The sequence below is a fragment of the Azospirillum oryzae genome (genome assembly GCF_900177515.1).
Classification (GTDB): domain Bacteria; phylum Pseudomonadota; class Alphaproteobacteria; order Azospirillales; family Azospirillaceae; genus Azospirillum; species Azospirillum oryzae_A.
In genome coordinates this window covers 2,098,428-2,115,183 of record NZ_FXAK01000007.1, presented here as the reverse complement: position 1 = coordinate 2,115,183, position 16,756 = coordinate 2,098,428, and the positions used below count along the sequence as shown (strand labels likewise).

Below are 16,756 nucleotides of genomic sequence, written 5' to 3'. Positions count from 1 at the left end.
CACCGTTGCAGCACGGGCGGACCGGGGGCGACAGCCTCCGGCCTGCCGTGCCGGCCGGCGATCTGGGCCGATGTGGAGAGGTGGGCCATGGACGGAAGCAGCCTCTACGACCGCGATTTCTACGCCTGGGCGAACGAACAGGCTGCCCTTCTGCGGGCCGGCAAGCTCGACGCGGCGGACATCGAGCACATCGCCGAGGAGATCGAGAGCATGGGGCGCAGCGAAAAGCGTGAACTGGTAAACCGCTTGGTCGTTCTGCTCCTTCACCTGCTGAAATGGCGCTATCAGGCGCCGCTGCGCGGCAACAGTTGGCGCCTCAGCATAGAGGAGCAGCGCTATCGGCTAGCCGCCCATTTGCGCGACAACCCAAGCCTCAAGTCGTCGCTCGGGGAGTCGGTAGAGGACGCATACCGGCTTTCATTGATTGCGGCCGAACGCGAAACCGGTATTTCGCGACTGGTCTTTCCGGCGGAATGCCCGTGGAGCTTCGCCGAGATGATGGACGAGTCGTTCTGGCCGGACGCCTGAGCGGCGCCTTTCGACGCCGTCCCGCCTTACAGATACTCGCCCAGCAGCCGCAGGAACGGGCGTGCCTCCTGCAGGACCAGGATGGTCTGGTGGAACAGGTCCTCGGGCGAGGCGTGATGTTCCAGCCGGATTTCCGAGAACAGGATGATCTTCTGTCCGCCCTGGACGATGAAGCGGACATGCGGCAGCCCCTCGATCCCGCGCAGGACGGCCAGCAGGGCGCGGCGGCGCTCCGGCGCCTGGGCGGTGTAGGGGACATGGCCGACGTCGGCCCAGATCTGGCAGATCGACCCGCCCCCTTCCTCCGGCCCCTCATGACGGACGGCGACGTTGAAGGGCAGGCCATCGGCCATGAAGGTCAGCTTGCAAGGGCGGGGCGGCTTGGCGATGCCCAGCACGCCTTCCGGCGTCACCTCGATCGAACCGGGGGTGATGGGCAAAGCGCCGTCCGGCACTTCGGCCAGCGATTGAATGGTCTTCAGATCGGGAACGGACAAGGCGGCACGCTCGGCTTCTGGGGCGACGGAAACGACAGCATGGGCGCTGGCCGCTAAAATTCTGTAAAGGCTCGGAACGCACAGCTAGAATGGCTGTTCGCTGTGGTCTGAAAATACGAAGAAAGCAGGCGATGTCCGCCATCGATACCGTCGTCGTCCCCATCCACCGTGCCGGCTGGCCCTTCATCGCCGGATTCGCCGTGGTTTCCCTGATCCTCGGCCTCGCCGTCTGGGCGCCGCTCGGCTGGATCGGCTTGGTGCTCACCCTGTGGTGCGCCTATTTCTTCCGCGATCCCGACCGGGTGACGCCGACGCGGCCCGGCCTGCTGGTCAGCCCGGCGGACGGGCGTGTCACCATGATCGTCCAGGCCGTCCCGCCGAAGGAATTGGGCATGGGCGACAAGGCGCTGACCCGGATCAGCGTCTTCCTCAACGTCTTCAACGTCCACGTCAACCGCGTGCCGGCCGACGGCACCATCGTGGCGGCGGAATACCACAAGGGCACCTTCGTCAACGCCGCGCTGGACAAGGCGAGCGACGAGAATGAACGCATGGCCTTCCGCCACCGTCTGCCCGACGGGCGCGAGATCGCCTATGTCCAGATCGCCGGTCTGGTGGCGCGCCGCATCCTGTGGTGGGTGAAGGCCGGGCAGGAGGTGAAGGCGGGCGAGCGCTTCGGCCTGATCCGATTCGGCAGCCGCACCGACATCTATCTTCCAGACGGCGTCGCCCCGCTGGTCTGCGTCGGCCAGACCGCCATCGGCGGCGAGACGATCCTGGCCGATCTGAACGGCACCGAACCGCAGCGGCAGGGGGACGTGCGGCGATGAAACGACCGCCCGTCTTCCGCCAGCAAATCTTCCGCCCGCACCGGGCCCGCCGTCCCGGCCGGCCGCATCCGCGGCTGAAAGGGCTGTCGATCAACCACCTGTTGCCGAACGTCCTGACGGTGCTGGCGCTCTGCTCCGGCCTGACGGCGATCCGATTCGCCATGCAGGGGCGGTGGGAGCCGGCGGTCATCGCCATCGTCATCGCTGCGATCCTGGACGCGCTCGACGGCCGCATCGCCCGTCTGCTGAACGGGCAGAGCAAGTTCGGGGCGGAGCTGGACAGCCTGTCCGACGCCATCAGCTTCGGCGTCGCCCCGGCCTTCATGATGTATCTGTGGGGTTTGAACGGGGCAGGTAGCCTGGGCTGGATCGCCGCCATGGCCTATGCCGTGTGCTGCGCCCTGCGGCTGGCGCGCTTCAATTCGCGCCTCGGCGTGGTCGATCTGCCGCCCTGGGCCTACAACTACTTCACCGGCGTGCCGGCGCCGGCCGGTGCCGGCCTCGTGCTGCTGCCGATGATCCTGGGATTCGAGATCGGGCCGCAATATCCCGGCCACCCGGCGGTCATCGTGCCGTGGACGCTGCTGATCGGCGGGCTGATGGTCAGCACCCTGCCGACCTTCTCCTTCAAGGGCGCGCGGGTTCCGGCCCATTGGGTGGTGCCGGCGCTGGCCGGTGTCGGCCTGCTGGCGGCGATGATGGTCAGCCAGCCCTGGTGGACGCTGTCCATCGTCGGCATCGTCTATATGGTCACCCTGCCATTCTCCATCGTCCAGTTCCGCAAGCTGCAGCGCGCCGCGGAACTGATGCGCACGGAGATTGAAGAGCCGGCTCCCGAGTCGCCAGAGTCGCAGGCCGCGGAAGCCACGGCCCCCGAGGGTGAGCCCGGGAAGCCGGTCTGATCGGCTTCCCGCATTCTCATTCCGCCGCAGCCAGTTCCGTCACCAGATCGGCCGCCGACGCAGTTGCGGCCATTTCTGTGACGGTGACCCGCGCCACCATCGGGATCTGTCCCAGGCAGCGGCCGATATGGTCGGTTTCCGCCTGCGGCAGGTCGCCGACCTCCATGGAAATGGCGAGCGTATCATCGGTCAGCCGGCTGTGCAGGGCCAGCGGGACCAGCCCGCGCTTGGCGACGTATTCGAGGATGCGGGGCAGGGTGCCGGGATCGGCGTCGGCGACCAGCGAAAAGGCGACGCGGCGGCCGGGCGCGGTAACGCGCGCATCCGAAGCGGACGCGGCAACGGTGTTCATGGTCTTGGACATGGCGTGATCGGGCCTTCAGACGGTTCTGCGGAATGGACGAGCGAAATCCCCGGCTCTCAAAGGAGAACCGGGCCGCTAATTCGCAGAATGCCGTCGAAGTGATGCACGTTCATGGGCAGGAGCCTAAGCGCCCATTCGGCGACAGTCAACAGGGGTGAACTCGCCGAACGGTCGAGGGCGTCGCGTTCGGGGAGCGCCGGAGGAGCCGTCCTCTCCCTTGGTGGTGGCAAGCGGTCACGTTCGAGCCGGACAGGAACAAAGTCCAGGGGATGCCGTTCAGGTTCCGCTTGTCCGTCACGAATACTCCACCGGAAGGGAGAAGGCCATGCTCGGCACAATTCTGCTCATCATCCTGATTCTGCTGCTTCTCGGTGCCGTTCCGGCCTGGCCGCACAGCCGTGGCTGGGGCTATGGTCCCAGCGGCATCCTCGGCGTGCTGCTGATCGTCCTGATCGTTCTGCTGCTGATGGGCCGGATCTGATCCCCAGCCCATTTGCGTGATGCTATCTGCCGGATGCGCGGCGGGGCCGGCGGAGTGCGAACATCAGCCATCCGACCGGCCCCAGCATCAGCACCATCACAAGCCAGCCGGCGCGCGGTCCGAAGGGGCAGCGCGATCCGGCCGGCGGGCGCCAGCCGCCTCCGCGGCGCGACAGCGCCACATGCAGCAGCGGCAGCCCGTAGAGGGCGAACAGCACCAGCCAGGGGATCAGGGCCCCAGGAATGCAGGCGGAAAGATCGGCGTTCATCGACCGACGATAGCATCATTCCCTGACCTGTTGCGACCGATCGTCACGTCATAGTACGGGTGCATGCAGTCTCGGTTGCGCTGCACACAGGGCAACGAGGTTGAAGCCGGCAGGGACTTTCGGCTAGGGTCATCGGTGAGTTCGTCCGAAGGGCCTAGCCATGGCACTGGAAATCGAGCGGCGCTTTCTGGTCCGCAAGGATGTCCGGCATCTGTGCCGGGACGGCGTCCGAATCCTCCAGGGATACCTGCCGTCCGACGGCGCCAGCACGGTCCGCGTTCGAATCGCGGAAGACCGCGCCACCCTGACCATCAAATCGCTGAAGCGCGGCGCCTGCCGGGACGAGGTGGAACACCCCCTGGCAATGGAATTCGCCTGCCAGCTCCTGCTGCATGGCTGCGAAGGGCGGGTGATCGAAAAGACGCGCTACCGCCACTGCCAGGACGGCCTGTGCTGGGAGATCGACGTCTTCCACGGCGAGAATGCCGGGCTGGTCATCGCGGAGGTCGAACTGGACTCGCCCGACCAGATGGTGCCGCTGCCGGACTGGATTGGCGCGGAGGTCACCACCCTGCGCGCCTATGGCAACTCCGCCCTCTCCCGCGCGCCGATCCGGCGCTGGTCGGCCGCCGCGGCCTGACGGCGCGGCCTGAAGGCGCGGAGGTGGGGCGTGCGGCTCCGCTGCCGCACGCCTCCAAAGAAAGTCAGGCTCAAAGGGTCAGGCCGTCCGAACCTTGTTCAGGAATCCCTGGACCTCGCCGCGCAGGCGGTCGGCCTGGGTGGCGAGCGTGCGGCTGGCGTCCAGGACCGCATCGGCGGCGCCGCCGGTCTTGGTCGCGGCGGTGGTCACCTCGGCTATGTTGCGCATCACTTGCTGGGTGCCTTCGGCCGCCTGCTGGACATTCTGGGCGATCTCGCGGGTGGCGCTGCCCTGCTGCTCCATCTCCTGGGCGATGTCGGTGACGGTGCCGCTGATGGCGGTCACGGCTTCGGAGATGGTGCGGATGGCGTCCACCGCGCTGGTGGTGGCGGTCTGCATCTCCGCGACCTGGGCGGCGATTTCCTCGGTCGCCTTGGCGGTCTGGCCGGCGAGGTTCTTCACCTCGGTCGCCACCACGGCGAAGCCCTTGCCGGCTTCGCCGGCGCGGGCGGCCTCGATGGTGGCGTTGAGCGCCAGCAGGTTGGTCTGCTCGGCGATCTCGCCGATCAGGCCGACGACCTGACCGATCCGCTCGGCGGCGAGCGACAGCCCTTCGACGATGCTGTTGGTCTGCACCGCCTTGTCGGCGGCCCCCGATGCGGTGGCGGAACTGGCGTTGAGCTGGCGGGAGATCTCGGCGATGGACGCCGACAGCTCCTCCGCCGCCGCCGCGACCGTCTGCACGTTGGCGGTGGCCTGCTGCGAGGCCGTGGCGACGGCGGTGGACTTCGCGGTGGTCAGCGCCGCGTCGGACGACATCTCCTGCGCATCCCGGCCCAGCGAGTTGGCCGATTCGGTCAGCGACATGACGACGCCCGACACCGCCTGTTCGAAGCCGTTGGCGAACTCGTTCATCGTGCGGCGGCGGTCGGCGTCGATCTGGATGCGCATCTCTTCCCGCTCGCGCTCCATCCGCCGCATCTCCAGGGCATTGTCCTTGAAGATGGTCATGGCGGCGGCCATGTTGCGCAGCTCGTCCTTGCGGTCGCTGCCGGGGATGTCGACCGTCAGGTCGCCTTCGGCCAGCCGGCCCATCGCGCCGGTCATGGCGTGCAGCGGGTGGGTGATGGCGCGGTCGATGATCCAGGCCATCAGCATGCCGAGAATCAGCGCCACGGCGGCCCCCACGGCGATCACCATCCCGGCGCTGGCGCGCCCGGCTTCACGGTCGTCGCGTTGCAAGGCGACCAGCCGGCCGACCTGCCCGCTGACCGTCGCAGAGGCCTTGGCCATCGCCGCCGATGCCTCGTGCTGCTTGGCGACGGCCGACGACAGCGAGGCGAATTCCGAATCGAAGGCCCGCGCTGCTTCGGTGATGGCGGCGATCAGCGCGCGCCCTTCCTGGTCGACCAGCACCGCGCCGGCCTGTCCGGCAAGCTCCAGGATTTCCTTCACCGCGGTGTCGGCCTTGGCCTTTGCGTCGGCGGTGCCGGTCAGCAGGAAGTCGCGCTGGCCCAGCATCGCCGACTGGGCGCCCTGCACCAGCCGCATCGCCAGACCGCGCAGCATCACAGCCTCGTTCACCTCGCTTTGGGCGTATTTGGAGGCCTCGTTCAGGGCCTCGGTCACCATCGCCTGGTTCTGCTGCAGCTCCACCGCGCGGTCCTGCACGCCGCGTGCGGCCTCGTCCAGGCCGGTCGCCACATCGACACCGGTCAGAGCAGCGACACCTTTGCCGCGAAGGGCCTTGACGGTATCGCGATAGGCGCGGGCATCGCCGGCGATCCGGGCGGCGAGTTCCTCGTCATTGGTGCCGACGAGGTCCGTGGCGACGGTGTCGGTGGTCTGGACCAGTTCGTCCAGTGCCGCCACGATGCGGTCGGCCAGCGCCTCGTCCGCTTTGCGGCGGAGTTCGCTCTGCTGGCGCCGGACCTCCAGCACCCGTTCGATCACGCGGTTCGCGCGCTCTGCCGTGTCCATGCTGTGGCGCAGCTCGGTGTCGGCGTCGCGCTTGCTGGTCATGTTCAGGTCATAGCGCTCGGATTGCTGCTTGCCGATCTTCTCGGCGATGTCGCGCAGCGCGCGGGCACGGGTTTCCATGCTGGCGGTGCGGGCGTGTGCCTCGCCGTCCTGCGCGACGAAATTGGCGAAGGCGGCGCGATAGCCGTCGATGCCCGACAGAACCTCGTCCAGCAGACGCCGGCCCTCGCCCTCGGTCAGGGCGGCACGGGTTTCCTGCGCTTCGGTCTGCAGGGCGTCCAGCATGCCCGGAACATTGGCGGCGGCCTTGGCATCGCGTTCGGTGACGAAGCGCGCCTCCTCCAGCCGGACCGACTTGAGCCGGGTGTCGAGGTCGGCGGTGTGTGACGCCAAATCGACCCGCTCGGCATAGGTGCTCAGGCTGTTCCAGCCGACGAACGCCACGCCAACGGTCAGCAGCAGCACGGCGGCGAAGCCAAGCGCGATCCGCGTTCCGATCGTCATGGATTTTGGACTCCCCGATGGCATCGCCTGTGCGGCGATCCTTTTCTCCCGATCATTGGGACGATTGAACCACAGCTCGGTTAACGTCCGGTTTGATTCAGGTCAGGAAACCCACTTATTTCAGAAGCGGTCCGGCATCCACGACGGTGCGCCGCAAAATATGCGGTGCAAACGGTCGATCATCTTTTCTTCACCATGAAGCAAACCGGCTCTCCACAATGAACGAGCGTTTGCATGGCCTGTGAACAGACTGGCGAAGGCAGCGGCGCCCATCCGGATCGGCGGTTCAAAGACTTGCTCCATTTCGGAGATGTTTCCCCTGGACTGGGCAACCTCAAGATGATACTTCCCGCAACTGCGGTGAATTAAATTATCTTTTATCTCAAAAGTGGCAGATTCCGAAAGGCCGGCCGGATAGCCGCGCGCCTCCAGCGCCAGGACGATATTCAATGGGCGAGTCAGCCACTCCTCGCGCATGTCCAGCGTCACGCCGTCACCGGCCATCAGCGCCAGCGTGTCGTCGGGGCCGCCGCGCCATGTCACCCGGTCGACCTGGGCGCGGAAGCCGGCCAGCAGGGCCATGGCGGGCTCCAGCGCCCACGGCGAGGGCAGGCAGGCATCCGCGACGGCCAGACGCCCGTCCTGCGGCGGCGTCACCGCGATATAGCCGTCGTCGTTGCGGTAGAGGTCGGCCGGTTCGCCGTCCGGGCAGAGGGCGAGCGTCCACAGCGCCTCCGTCCGTTCCGGCAGGCCGTTCCGTTCCGCCAGCATCGACCGCCGGAGCATCGCCAGCGGCGCGGCATCGAGCGGATCCGCGGGCAAAAGGGACGTCGCGGTCGCTCCGGCCCGCGCGAAGGCCATCGGCGGAGCGCTCCAGCGGCAGGTGACGCCGCCGCGGCCGAAGCCGAGTCGCTGATAGAAGGGAAGGGTTGCCGGGCAGAGGACCGAAAGCGCCGCCCCGGCATTCCGCCCCTCCATCATCAGGGACCGCATCAGCGCACTGCCATGGCCGGCGCCGCGCAGGGCCGGGTCGACCGCCACCATGGCGATGGCCTGCACCGGAACCGGGCGTCCGCCGAACCACTGGTCCATCATCCAGTGCGCGGCGCAGGCAGCCAATACGGTGCCCGTGGCCCGTGGAACTCTGAGAACGCGGATGCTGTCGATGCCGAACAGCCCGGCATAGCGGTCGAACAGATCGCGGGACAGTCCGAATCCGAGGCGCGCGAGGCGTGCGACGTCGCTCAGTTCGTCCGGATGGGCCGGGCCATACCCATGATGTGGAGCGGGGAGGGTAACGGCCGGCCTCCGCTCATTCGGCGGCGGGCGGGACCGCGGCGACGCGGGTCGGGATCAACGCGGCAAGGATGCGCGATTGCTCGTACAGGCGCTGCTCGGCTCCATCGAGCCGCGGCGCCATACGGTCGACCTGCTGCTCCAACCGCTCGAATCTACCGTCGATGTGGGTTTTCAGGTCCAGGATCGCGTTCAGAAATTCGGCATTGTCCGACATGCATGCCTCCGCCTGGATCATAGCGCAACAGCGCGTGCGGCGACAAGCTAGGCGGTGAGTGCCGTCAGTTCTAAGAAGCGCCACTCAAGGGTGTGCATTTGCCGCTCTACTCAGCCTGTCTGCCGCCCAGCCGGCCGCCTCGCGCACCACATCGCTCGCATCCTGGCACAGGGCCTCCGCCACGGGCTTCAACGTCGGGTCGCCGCTGTTGCCGATGGCGACCAGCACGTTACGGACGAAGCGGTCGCGGCCGATGCGCTTGATGGGGGAACCGCTGAACACCTGCCGGAAGCTGGCATCGTCCAGCTGTGCGAGATCGGCCAGCCGTGGTGCCGTCAGTTCGGCGCGCGGCAGAAAGGCGGGCTCAACCGTCGCGCGAGCGAACTTGTTCCAGGGGCAGGCGGCAAGGCAATCGTCGCAGCCATAGATGCGGTTGCCCAACAGCGGCTTGAACTCGTCGGGGATCGGCCCCTTATGCTCGATGGTCAGATAGCTGATGCAGCGCCGGGCGTCGATCTGGTAGGGCGCCGGGAAGGCGGCGGTCGGGCAGGCGGTCTGGCAGCGGTCGCAGGAGCCGCAGCGGTCCCGCGCCGGCGGGTCGGGCGGCAGTTCCAGCGTCGTGTAGATCTCGCCCAAAAATAGCCAGGAGCCATGGTCGCGCGACACCAGATTTGTATGCTTGCCCTGCCAGCCTAGCCCGGCCTGCGCCGCCAGCGGCTTTTCCATCACCGGCGCGGTGTCGACGAACACCTTCACGCCGGCCTTGGTCTGGTGGGCCAGCCATTGGGCCAGCGTCTTCAGCCGCCCCTTGATCAGGTCGTGATAGTCGCGGTTGCGGGCATAGACGGAGACGATGCCGCGGTCGGGGTGCTCCGCCAGCCGGCGCGGGTCGTCGTGGGGGGCGTAGCTGGTGCCCAGCGCGATGACGGTGCGCGCCTCGTCCCACAGGGATTGCGGATGGCTGCGCTGGTCGCTGCGCTCGGCCATCCATCCCATGTCGCCGTGCCGCCCCTCGGCGACGAAGCGGGCGAGGCGCTCGCGCGCCTCCGGCCCCAGAGCGGCGGGGGCGAAGCCCACCGCGTCGAACCCCACCGCCAGCGCGCGGTCGCGGATGGCCTCCCGCAGCCGCGCCGGGTCGGAGGGCAGGGTACCGGACTTAGCCGCGGCCACGGTAGGTCGGGACGTCCTGCGACGGGATCCAGACGCCTTTCGGCGGCTCACCGGTCTGGAAGAAGACGTCGATTGGAATGCCGCCGCGCGGATACCAATAGCCGCCGATGCGCAGCCACACCGGCGACAGCTCGTCGACCAGCCGCTTGCCGATGCCGACGGTGCAGGCCTCGTGGAAAGCACCGTGGTTGCGGAAGCTGGTCAGGAACAGCTTCAGCGACTTCGACTCCACCAGCCAGTCGCCGGGCACATAGTCGATGACCAGATGGGCGAAGTCCGGCTGGCCGGTGATCGGGCAGAGCGAGGTGAACTCCGGCGCGGTGAAGCGCACGCAATAGGGATCGCCGGGGTTCGGGTTCGGCACCCGCTCCAGCACCGCCTCTTCCGGGGACTTCGGCTGGACGGTTGAGCCGCCGAGCTGGGTCAGGCCGGCATAGATGTTTTCAGTCATCGGTCTTTTCCTCCGCCACCCGCTCTGCCTTCGGCGGATCGCTGTCTTTGCCCGCCTTCGGCGGGCGGCCTTGCTTCGGCGGCTTGCCGGGCTTGGCGATGGGGTCCACGGTCGCCTCGATGTCGCCATCGTTCATACGGGATTCCATCGCGCTGGCGACCTCTTCGAAGTTGCCGTCCTCGATGGCCTGCCGCATCGTCCGCATCACGTCCTGGTAGTAATGCAGGTTGTGCCAAGTCAACAGCATCGGCCCCAGCATCTCGTCCGCCTTGAACAGATGATGCAGATAGCCCCGGCTGTAGCTGCGGCAAGCGGGGCAGCCGCATTCGGCGTCGAGCGGGCGCTCGTCATGGGCATGGCGGGCGTTGCGGATGTTGATGGTGCCGCGGCGGACGAAGGCCTGTCCGGTGCGGCCCGAGCGCGTCGGCATCACGCAGTCGAACATGTCGACGCCGCGCCGCACCGCGCCGATCAGGTCGCTCGGCCGGCCGACGCCCATCAGGTAGCGCGGGCGGTCCTTCACCATCAGCGGTTCGGTGAAGTCGAGCACGCGGAACATCGTCTCCTGCCCCTCGCCGACCGCCAGCCCACCGATGGCGTAGCCGTCGAAGCCGATGTCGCTCAGCGCGGCGACGCTCTCCGCCCGCAAATCGGGATAGACGCTGCCCTGGACGATGCCGAACAGGCCGTAGCCCGGCCGCTCGACGAAGGCGTCCTTGCTGCGGCGCGCCCAGCGCATCGACAGGCGCATGGAGGATTCGGCCTGCGCTTCCGTCGCCGGGAAGGGCGTGCACTCGTCCAGGCACATGGTGATGTTGCTGTCCAGCATGTGCTGGATCTGGATGGAGCGTTCCGGAGTCAGGTGATGGCGGCTGCCGTCCAGGTGGGATTTGAAGGTGACGCCTTCCTCCGACATGGTGCGCAGGTCGGACAGGCTCATCACCTGGAAGCCGCCGCTGTCGGTCAGGATCGGCTTGTCCCAGTTCATGAAACGGTGCAGCCCGCCCAGCTGCGCCACCCGTTCCGCCGTCGGACGCAGCATCAGGTGGTAGGTGTTGCCGAGCAGGATCTCCGCACCGGTCGAGGCCACCGCGTCGGTGGTCATCGCCTTCACCGTCGCCGCTGTGCCCACCGGCATGAAGGCCGGCGTCTCGATGGTGCCGTGGGCGGTGGTCACGCGGCCGCGCCGCGCCCGCCCGTCGGTCGCCAGAAGGTCAAAGCCGATGCCGGTCATGATGGGTCCGTCCTGTGCAGCAGCGAGGCGTCGCCGTAGCTGAAGAAGCGATAGTTGCGGTCGATGGCGTGCCCATAGGCCGCCCGCATGCGGTCATAGCCGGCGAAGGCGCAGACCAGCATGAACAGGGTCGATTTCGGCAGGTGGAAGTTGGTCCACAGCAGATCGACGATGCGGAAGCGGTAGCCGGGGGTGATGAAGATGTCGGTGTCGCCGCTGAAGGGGACCAGCGTCCCGTCCTCCCGCCCCGCCGTCTCCAGGATACGCAGCGCCGTGGTTCCGACCGAGACGATCCGGCCGCCCGCCTTGCGCGTCTCGTTCACCGCCGCGGCGGTCTCCGGGGAGATCTCGCCCCACTCGCTGTGCATCTTGTGGTCGGCGATGTCGTCCACCTTCACCGGCAGGAAGGTGCCGGCGCCGACATGCAGCGTCACCGGCACCCGCCGCACGCCACGCGCCTCGAGCGCCGCCAGCAGCTCCGGCGTGAAATGCAGCCCGGCGGTGGGGGCGGCGACGGCGCCCTCGCGGGCGGCGAAGACGGTCTGGTAATCGGCGTTGTCGCCCTCGTCGGACTTGCGGCGGATATAGGGCGGCAGCGGCATCCGGCCATGGCGGTGCAGCGCCTCCATCAGCTCCGCCCCGCCGGCGGAGAAGCGCAGCCGCACCTCCATCCCGTCCTTGGCGATCACCTCGGCGCTGAAGTCTTCCGCGATGACGATGGTGTCACCGGGCTTCAGCCGCTTGCCGGGCTTGGAGAAGGTTGCCCATTCCCGCTCGCCCAGCCGCTTGTGCAGCGTAATCTCGACCGCCACCTCGCCGCGCCGGCCGTCGAGCCGGGCGGGGATGACGCGGGTGTCGTTGACGACCATCAGGTCGCCCGGCTGCAGCAGCGTCGGCAGGTCCCGCACGATGAAGTCGCGCAAGGTCGGGCCCACCTCCAGCAGGCGGGCGGCGTCACGCGGCCGGACGGGATGCTCGGCGATCCGGTCGGGCGGCAGGTCGAAGTCGAAATCGGCGGTCTTCATGGGAGGGGCAAGCTATAGACTGAACGGTGGGCGGATGGAAAGGGTTTGGGGGCAAGTCATTTGTTGGTTCGCAGGCTTTTTGTCCCCACTCCCCTCACTCCGCCTGCGGCAACCCCTGCGTTGCCAGCGCCGCGCTCTGCCGCGCCGCCAGGGCGTTGACATCGAAGTCGCGAATCAGTCCCTGGAACATCTGGTACCAGTTCAACTCCGCCTTCAGATGCAGGAAGACAGAGCCCAGCCCCACCGCGGCGCGGTCCATGAACACGAACTCGCGCGGAATCTCGACGCCGCCTACCCGGCGCAACTCGGCATGGACCTTGCCGGCGGTCTCGCGGCCGTAATGGCCGCCGTTGGTCTCCTCAATCTTGCGCTGGCGGTCCTCCATGATCGGGGCATAGACGAAGCGCGCCCAGATGTTCAGCACGTCGACCAGCTCGTTCGACGGGTTGATGAAGCCCCAGGTGCGGTAGGCTTCCACCGCCTGCTCGCGGTTGTCGGTGCGCAACGCGTTGTAGAGGTCGATTACGCCCTTGACGAAGCTGGGCTTGAAGACGCGGATGCAGCCGAAATCCAGCAGGTTGATCGAGCGGTCGGGACGGACCGTGTAGTTGCCCAGATGCGGGTCGCCGTGGATGACGCCGTAATTGTAGAAAGGCACGTACCAGGCGCGGAACATGTTCATCGCCAACTCGTCGCGCGCCTCCGGATGCTCGGCGACGAACTCCAGGATCTTGCGGCCATGCACCCAGCCCATGGTCAGCAGCCGCTTGCTCGACAACTCCGGCACCACGTCCGGCACATGGACACCGGGCGTGCCGGCCAGCATCGACTGATACAGGCGGGTGTGTTTCGCCTCCCGTTCGTAATCCAGCTCCTCGCGCAGGCGGGCGCCGATCTCCTTTTGGATCTGGCGGGTGGAGATGGCGCTGTCGGTGCGCTCGAAGATCGCGAAGATCAGCCCCAACTGCCGCAGGTCGGCCTCCACCGCCGAGGCCATGTCGGGGTATTGCAGCTTGCAGGCAAGCTCCCGCCCGTCCAGGCCGGTGGCCTTGTGGACCTGTCCCAGCGACGCGGCGGCGGCGGCCGTGTGCTCGAAGCTGCGGAACCGAGACTGCCAGTTGGGACCAAGCTCGCTCGCCATCCGCCGCTTGACGAAGGGCCAGCCCATCGATGGCGCGTCGGCCTGTAGCTGCGCCAGTTCCTGGGTGTATTCCTTCGGCAGGGCGTCGGGGATGGTGGACAGGATCTGCGCCACCTTCATCAGCGGCCCTTTCAGCCCGCCGAGTGCCGCCCGCAGCTCGGCGGCGTGGCGTTCCCGCTCCACGCGGATTCCCAGCACGCGCTCGCCCGCCAACCGCGCGGCCAACCCGCCAACGGCGGTGCCGACCCGCGCATACCGCGCGACCCGTCCGCCCCATGTGTTCTCATCGTGTTCCGGCATGCCCACAAGGTGGGTTCGCCCCCGGCAAAAGGCCAGCCCTCCCCCGATTGGAGAAGGCCGATGGATGCTCTCCGGATGGTACTGCGCCGCAGCATGCGATTTTCTTGACAGCCCTGTGAAAGGGGAGCAGGCTCTGTCTTACAGTAATCGACATCGAGGTGAAGTGAGCGAGCATCGGAAACGCCTTACCGTTCAAGCAGATAGCTTGGGCGGAACAGTAGAGACCGATACCAGGGAGGGTGAGTAAGATCATGACTCCACCGGCGCTTACGTGATAATGCCGAACCATTCGGCCGAAATCGCTCAGTTTTATTTCGCCTGATTGGCGACACCATTTGGGCCGTTGATGCCCGATGCGAAAGCCCTCGCCCGACTTCGGAGCGAGGGCTTTTGTTTTGCGCCAAACCTTCAGATGAATAGGTTTCAGACGATACTGTTTGCATATGAAATTAAATCCCGCTATCCACGGGGATGAACGGTGCGGCAGGGCGTCGCAGGCTGACGAGCACCCGCCACACAAGACCAAGGATGGGGAGGATTGCATGGGTCGGTTGCTGAAGCCCTTTGCGTTGGCGACGTTGCTTGCCACGACTGCGTTGTCGGCTGTGGCGCTTTCCGCGCAGGCGCAGACTGTCAAGCCGGTGCGCATCGGCGTGCTGGCGGACGAGGCGGGCTTCGCGTCGGACATCGGCGGCAAGGGCGCGGTGCTCGCCACCCGGATGGCGGTGGAGGATTTCGGCGGCAGCGTGCTCGGCCGGCCGGTGGAGGTGCTGTCCGCCGACATGCAGAACAAGCCGGACGTGGCGTCCAACATCGTGCGCAGCTGGTTCGACGTTGACGGTGTCGACATGGTGACCGACATCCCGGTCTCCTCCGTCGCGCTGGCGGTGCAGGCGGTCGCGCGCGAGAAGAAGAAGGTGCTGATGATCAGCGCCGCGACGACGACCGAGCTGACCAACGCCCAATGCTCGCCCTACAGCATCCATTGGGCCGACGACACCGCGTCGCTGGCGGTCGGCACGACCAAGGCGGTGGTGCAGTCGGGCGGCACCAGCTGGTACTTCATCACCGCCGACTTCGCCTTCGGCTCCGCCATGGAGAAGGCGGCGACCGAGGCGATCAAACAGGCCGGCGGCACGGTGGTCGGCGGCGTGCGTCACCCGATGGGCACCAGCGATTTCGGGTCCTATCTGCTCAGCGCCCAGGGCAGCGGCGCCAAGGTGGTGGCGCTCGCCAATGTGGGTGCGGAGACCATCGGCACCATCAAGCAGGCGGGCGAGTTCGGTCTGACGGAATCGGGCCAGCGACTGGTCGGCTACATCGTCTTCATCACCGACATCCATTCGCTGGGTCTCGACCTCGCCAAGGGCCTGTATGTCACCAGCGGCTTTTATTGGGACAAGAACGACCAGACACGGGCCTGGGCCAAGCGCTTCTTCGACCGGCACGGCAAGATGCCGACCAAGGAGCAGGCCAACACCTACCTCGCCACCCTGCATTGGCTGAAGGGCGTCAAGGCGGCTGGCACCACCGATGCCGAGGCGGTCACCGCCGCGATGAAGGCGATGCCGACCGACTATTTCGGCACCCCCGGCAGCATCCGCAAGGACGGCCGCGTGCTGTACGACCTTGAGCTGTACCAAGTGAAGGCCCCGGCGGAGAGCAAGGCGCCGTGGGATTATTACAAGCAGGTCCGCAGCATCCCGGCAGCGGAGGCCTTCCTGCCGATCGAATCCAGCGCCTGTCCCTTCGTGAAAGCCAAGTGAGGTTTGTGAAAGCCAAGTGATTGGCGCAGATGTGACCTGCGGGTCGCCGCCGGCGGAAACCGAGTCGAGAAGGGTTCCCGCCGGACCGCGATCCGGGTTACACTCCGCTCTTTAGTCACGGCGGGGACGGTACGTGGATCTACAGGTGCAAAGCGAGCGGCAGAACGACACCGGACGGTTGCGTTCGTCGGCGCTGGTGCGCCCGGTCTTCGCCGCGCTGGACCTTGGCACCAACAATTGCCGCCTGCTGATCGCCAAATCGGCGCCGGGCGGCTTCCGCGTCATCGACGCCTTTTCCCGCATCGTCCGCCTGGGCGAGGGGCTGAGTCGCAACGACCATCTGTCGGAACCCGCGATGGAACGCACCATCGCGGCGCTTCGCGTCTGCGGCTCCAAGATCGAGCGCCGCGGCTGCACCGCCGTGCGGGCGGTCGGGACCGAGGCCTGCCGCCGCGCCGCCAACGGCGCCGCCTTCGTCGAGGCGGTGGAGCGCGAGACCGGCATCCCGCTCGAAATCATCTCCAGCCAGGAGGAGGGGCGTCTGGCGCTGGCCGGCTGTGCCGCGCTGCTGGAGCCGACCCATCCCTATGCCCTCGTCTTCGACATCGGCGGCGGATCGACCGAGCTGATGTGGCTGCAGGTGGAGAAGGGCAGGGCGCCGCGCCTGCTCGACCAGACCTCCATCCGCTGCGGCGTCATCGGCCTGACCGAGGAATATGGCGGCCCCAACGTCACCCGCGCCAACTACACCCAGATGGTGGAGGCGGTCGCCGACGCCATCGCGCCGTTCGAGGCGCGCAACCGCATCCAGAGCCGCATCGCCGCCGGCAAGGTGCAGATGCTCGGCACCTCCGGCACGGTGACCACGCTGGCCGGCGTCCATCTGGGGCTTTGCCGTTACGACCGGCGGGCGGTGGACGGCAGCTATCTGCGGGTGGACCATGCCCGCGCGGTGATAGACCATCTGGTCGCCCAGGATTTCGACGGCCGCGCCCGCCATCCCTGCATCGGCCAGGACCGCGCCGATCTGGTGGTCGCAGGCTGCGCCGTCCTGGACGCGCTGTGCGACGTCTGGCCGGTGGAGCGGCTGCGCATCGCCGACCGCGGCTTGCGGGAAGGAATTCTGGTGGACCTGATCGGGGCTGCCGGCGAATAAACCGGT

18 protein-coding genes and 1 pseudogene are annotated in these 16,756 nt (G+C 67.3%); 7 read left to right on the top strand and 12 right to left on the bottom strand.

The window, feature by feature from the left end; translation table 11 throughout:
• The first annotated feature begins 87 nt into the window (after positions 1 to 87).
• Positions 88 to 528 carry a DUF29 domain-containing protein gene (locus B9N97_RS22375; RefSeq protein WP_085089919.1) on the top strand — a complete coding sequence of 147 codons (441 nt, stop codon included), beginning with the start codon at positions 88 to 90 and terminating at the stop codon, positions 526 to 528.
• A 26-nt stretch (positions 529 to 554) separates the two neighbouring features.
• Here the strand turns inward: B9N97_RS22375 and B9N97_RS22370 are convergent, their stop codons facing one another.
• The gene (locus B9N97_RS22370) at positions 555 to 1,025 is read right to left on the bottom strand and encodes a hypothetical protein (protein ID WP_085089918.1); all 471 of its coding nucleotides are present in this window, start codon (positions 1,023 to 1,025) and stop codon (positions 555 to 557) included.
• Between the two features lie 89 nt (positions 1,026 to 1,114).
• Between B9N97_RS22370 and B9N97_RS22365 the strand changes: the two genes are divergently transcribed.
• Both B9N97_RS22365 and B9N97_RS22360 read left to right on the top strand, forming a co-directional pair.
• Positions 1,115 to 1,855 (top strand): phosphatidylserine decarboxylase, encoded by a 741-nt coding sequence (locus B9N97_RS22365; protein ID WP_085089917.1) that lies wholly within the window; start codon positions 1,115 to 1,117, stop codon positions 1,853 to 1,855.
• Entirely contained in the window at positions 1,852 to 2,757 is a 906-nt protein-coding gene (locus B9N97_RS22360; RefSeq protein ID WP_085089916.1) for a CDP-alcohol phosphatidyltransferase family protein, read from the top strand. The genes B9N97_RS22365 and B9N97_RS22360 overlap by 4 nt, the downstream gene beginning before the upstream one ends.
• A gap of 16 nt (positions 2,758 to 2,773) precedes the next feature.
• Here B9N97_RS22360 and B9N97_RS22355 read toward each other — a convergent pair whose 3' ends face one another.
• Positions 2,774 to 3,121 (bottom strand): hypothetical protein, encoded by a 348-nt coding sequence (locus B9N97_RS22355; RefSeq protein WP_085089915.1) that lies wholly within the window; start codon positions 3,119 to 3,121, stop codon positions 2,774 to 2,776.
• A gap of 325 nt (positions 3,122 to 3,446) precedes the next feature.
• Here B9N97_RS22355 and B9N97_RS22350 point away from each other — a divergent pair, with 325 nt between their 5' ends.
• Complete coding sequence (locus tag B9N97_RS22350; protein ID WP_082860756.1) at positions 3,447 to 3,602, top strand: DUF3309 family protein; 156 nt, start codon at positions 3,447 to 3,449, stop codon at positions 3,600 to 3,602.
• Positions 3,603 to 3,624: 22 nt separating this feature from the next.
• On the opposite strand, the gene B9N97_RS22345 is transcribed toward B9N97_RS22350, so the two are convergent.
• Complete coding sequence (locus B9N97_RS22345) at positions 3,625 to 3,870, bottom strand: hypothetical protein (RefSeq protein WP_085089914.1); 246 nt, start codon at positions 3,868 to 3,870, stop codon at positions 3,625 to 3,627.
• A gap of 160 nt (positions 3,871 to 4,030) precedes the next feature.
• Between B9N97_RS22345 and B9N97_RS22340 the strand changes: the two genes are divergently transcribed.
• Positions 4,031 to 4,510 carry a CYTH domain-containing protein gene (locus tag B9N97_RS22340; RefSeq protein WP_085089913.1) on the top strand — a complete coding sequence of 160 codons (480 nt, stop codon included), beginning with the start codon at positions 4,031 to 4,033 and terminating at the stop codon, positions 4,508 to 4,510.
• 78 nt (positions 4,511 to 4,588) lie between these two features.
• Here B9N97_RS22340 and B9N97_RS22335 read toward each other — a convergent pair whose 3' ends face one another.
• From B9N97_RS22335 to B9N97_RS22300, 9 genes and pseudogenes are all read right to left on the bottom strand, one after another.
• A complete protein-coding gene (locus B9N97_RS22335; RefSeq protein ID WP_085089912.1) occupies positions 4,589 to 6,994 on the bottom strand; it encodes a methyl-accepting chemotaxis protein in 2,406 nt (801 codons plus the stop codon).
• A gap of 120 nt (positions 6,995 to 7,114) precedes the next feature.
• A complete protein-coding gene (locus B9N97_RS36810; protein ID WP_280174799.1) occupies positions 7,115 to 7,471 on the bottom strand; it encodes a sterol carrier protein domain-containing protein in 357 nt (118 codons plus the stop codon).
• Positions 7,472 to 7,903: 432 nt separating this feature from the next.
• A pseudogene (locus B9N97_RS36805) lies at positions 7,904 to 8,245 on the bottom strand (GNAT family N-acetyltransferase); the annotation flags it as partial.
• Between the two features lie 61 nt (positions 8,246 to 8,306).
• Positions 8,307 to 8,507 (bottom strand): hypothetical protein, encoded by a 201-nt coding sequence (locus B9N97_RS22325; RefSeq protein WP_143266814.1) that lies wholly within the window; start codon positions 8,505 to 8,507, stop codon positions 8,307 to 8,309.
• 84 nt (positions 8,508 to 8,591) lie between these two features.
• Positions 8,592 to 9,677, bottom strand: coding sequence for a tRNA epoxyqueuosine(34) reductase QueG (gene queG, locus B9N97_RS22320; RefSeq protein ID WP_085089910.1), 1,086 nt, complete (start codon positions 9,675 to 9,677; stop codon positions 8,592 to 8,594).
• The gene (queF, locus tag B9N97_RS22315; RefSeq protein ID WP_085089909.1) at positions 9,664 to 10,128 is read right to left on the bottom strand and encodes a preQ(1) synthase; all 465 of its coding nucleotides are present in this window, start codon (positions 10,126 to 10,128) and stop codon (positions 9,664 to 9,666) included. Before queF ends, queG begins: the two co-directional genes overlap by 14 nt.
• Positions 10,121 to 11,362 carry a tRNA guanosine(34) transglycosylase Tgt gene (gene tgt / locus B9N97_RS22310; protein WP_085089908.1) on the bottom strand — a complete coding sequence of 414 codons (1,242 nt, stop codon included), beginning with the start codon at positions 11,360 to 11,362 and terminating at the stop codon, positions 10,121 to 10,123. The genes queF and tgt overlap by 8 nt, the downstream gene beginning before the upstream one ends.
• Positions 11,359 to 12,387, bottom strand: a complete 1,029-nt coding sequence (gene queA / locus B9N97_RS22305) for a tRNA preQ1(34) S-adenosylmethionine ribosyltransferase-isomerase QueA (RefSeq protein WP_085089907.1) — start codon at positions 12,385 to 12,387, stop codon at positions 11,359 to 11,361. The genes tgt and queA overlap by 4 nt, the downstream gene beginning before the upstream one ends.
• A gap of 94 nt (positions 12,388 to 12,481) precedes the next feature.
• Entirely contained in the window at positions 12,482 to 13,828 is a 1,347-nt protein-coding gene (locus tag B9N97_RS22300; protein ID WP_085089906.1) for an ABC1 kinase family protein, read from the bottom strand.
• Positions 13,829 to 14,370: 542 nt separating this feature from the next.
• Here B9N97_RS22300 and B9N97_RS22295 point away from each other — a divergent pair.
• Together B9N97_RS22295 and B9N97_RS22290 are read left to right on the top strand one after the other, a co-directional pair.
• On the top strand, positions 14,371 to 15,594 hold the full coding sequence (locus tag B9N97_RS22295; protein ID WP_085089905.1) for an ABC transporter substrate-binding protein: 1,224 nt from the start codon (positions 14,371 to 14,373) through the stop codon (positions 15,592 to 15,594).
• A 133-nt stretch (positions 15,595 to 15,727) separates the two neighbouring features.
• Positions 15,728 to 16,750: a Ppx/GppA phosphatase family protein gene (locus B9N97_RS22290; RefSeq protein WP_085089904.1), complete on the top strand. Its 1,023-nt coding sequence runs from the start codon at positions 15,728 to 15,730 to the stop codon at positions 16,748 to 16,750.
• The last annotated feature ends 6 nt before the right edge of the window (positions 16,751 to 16,756 follow it).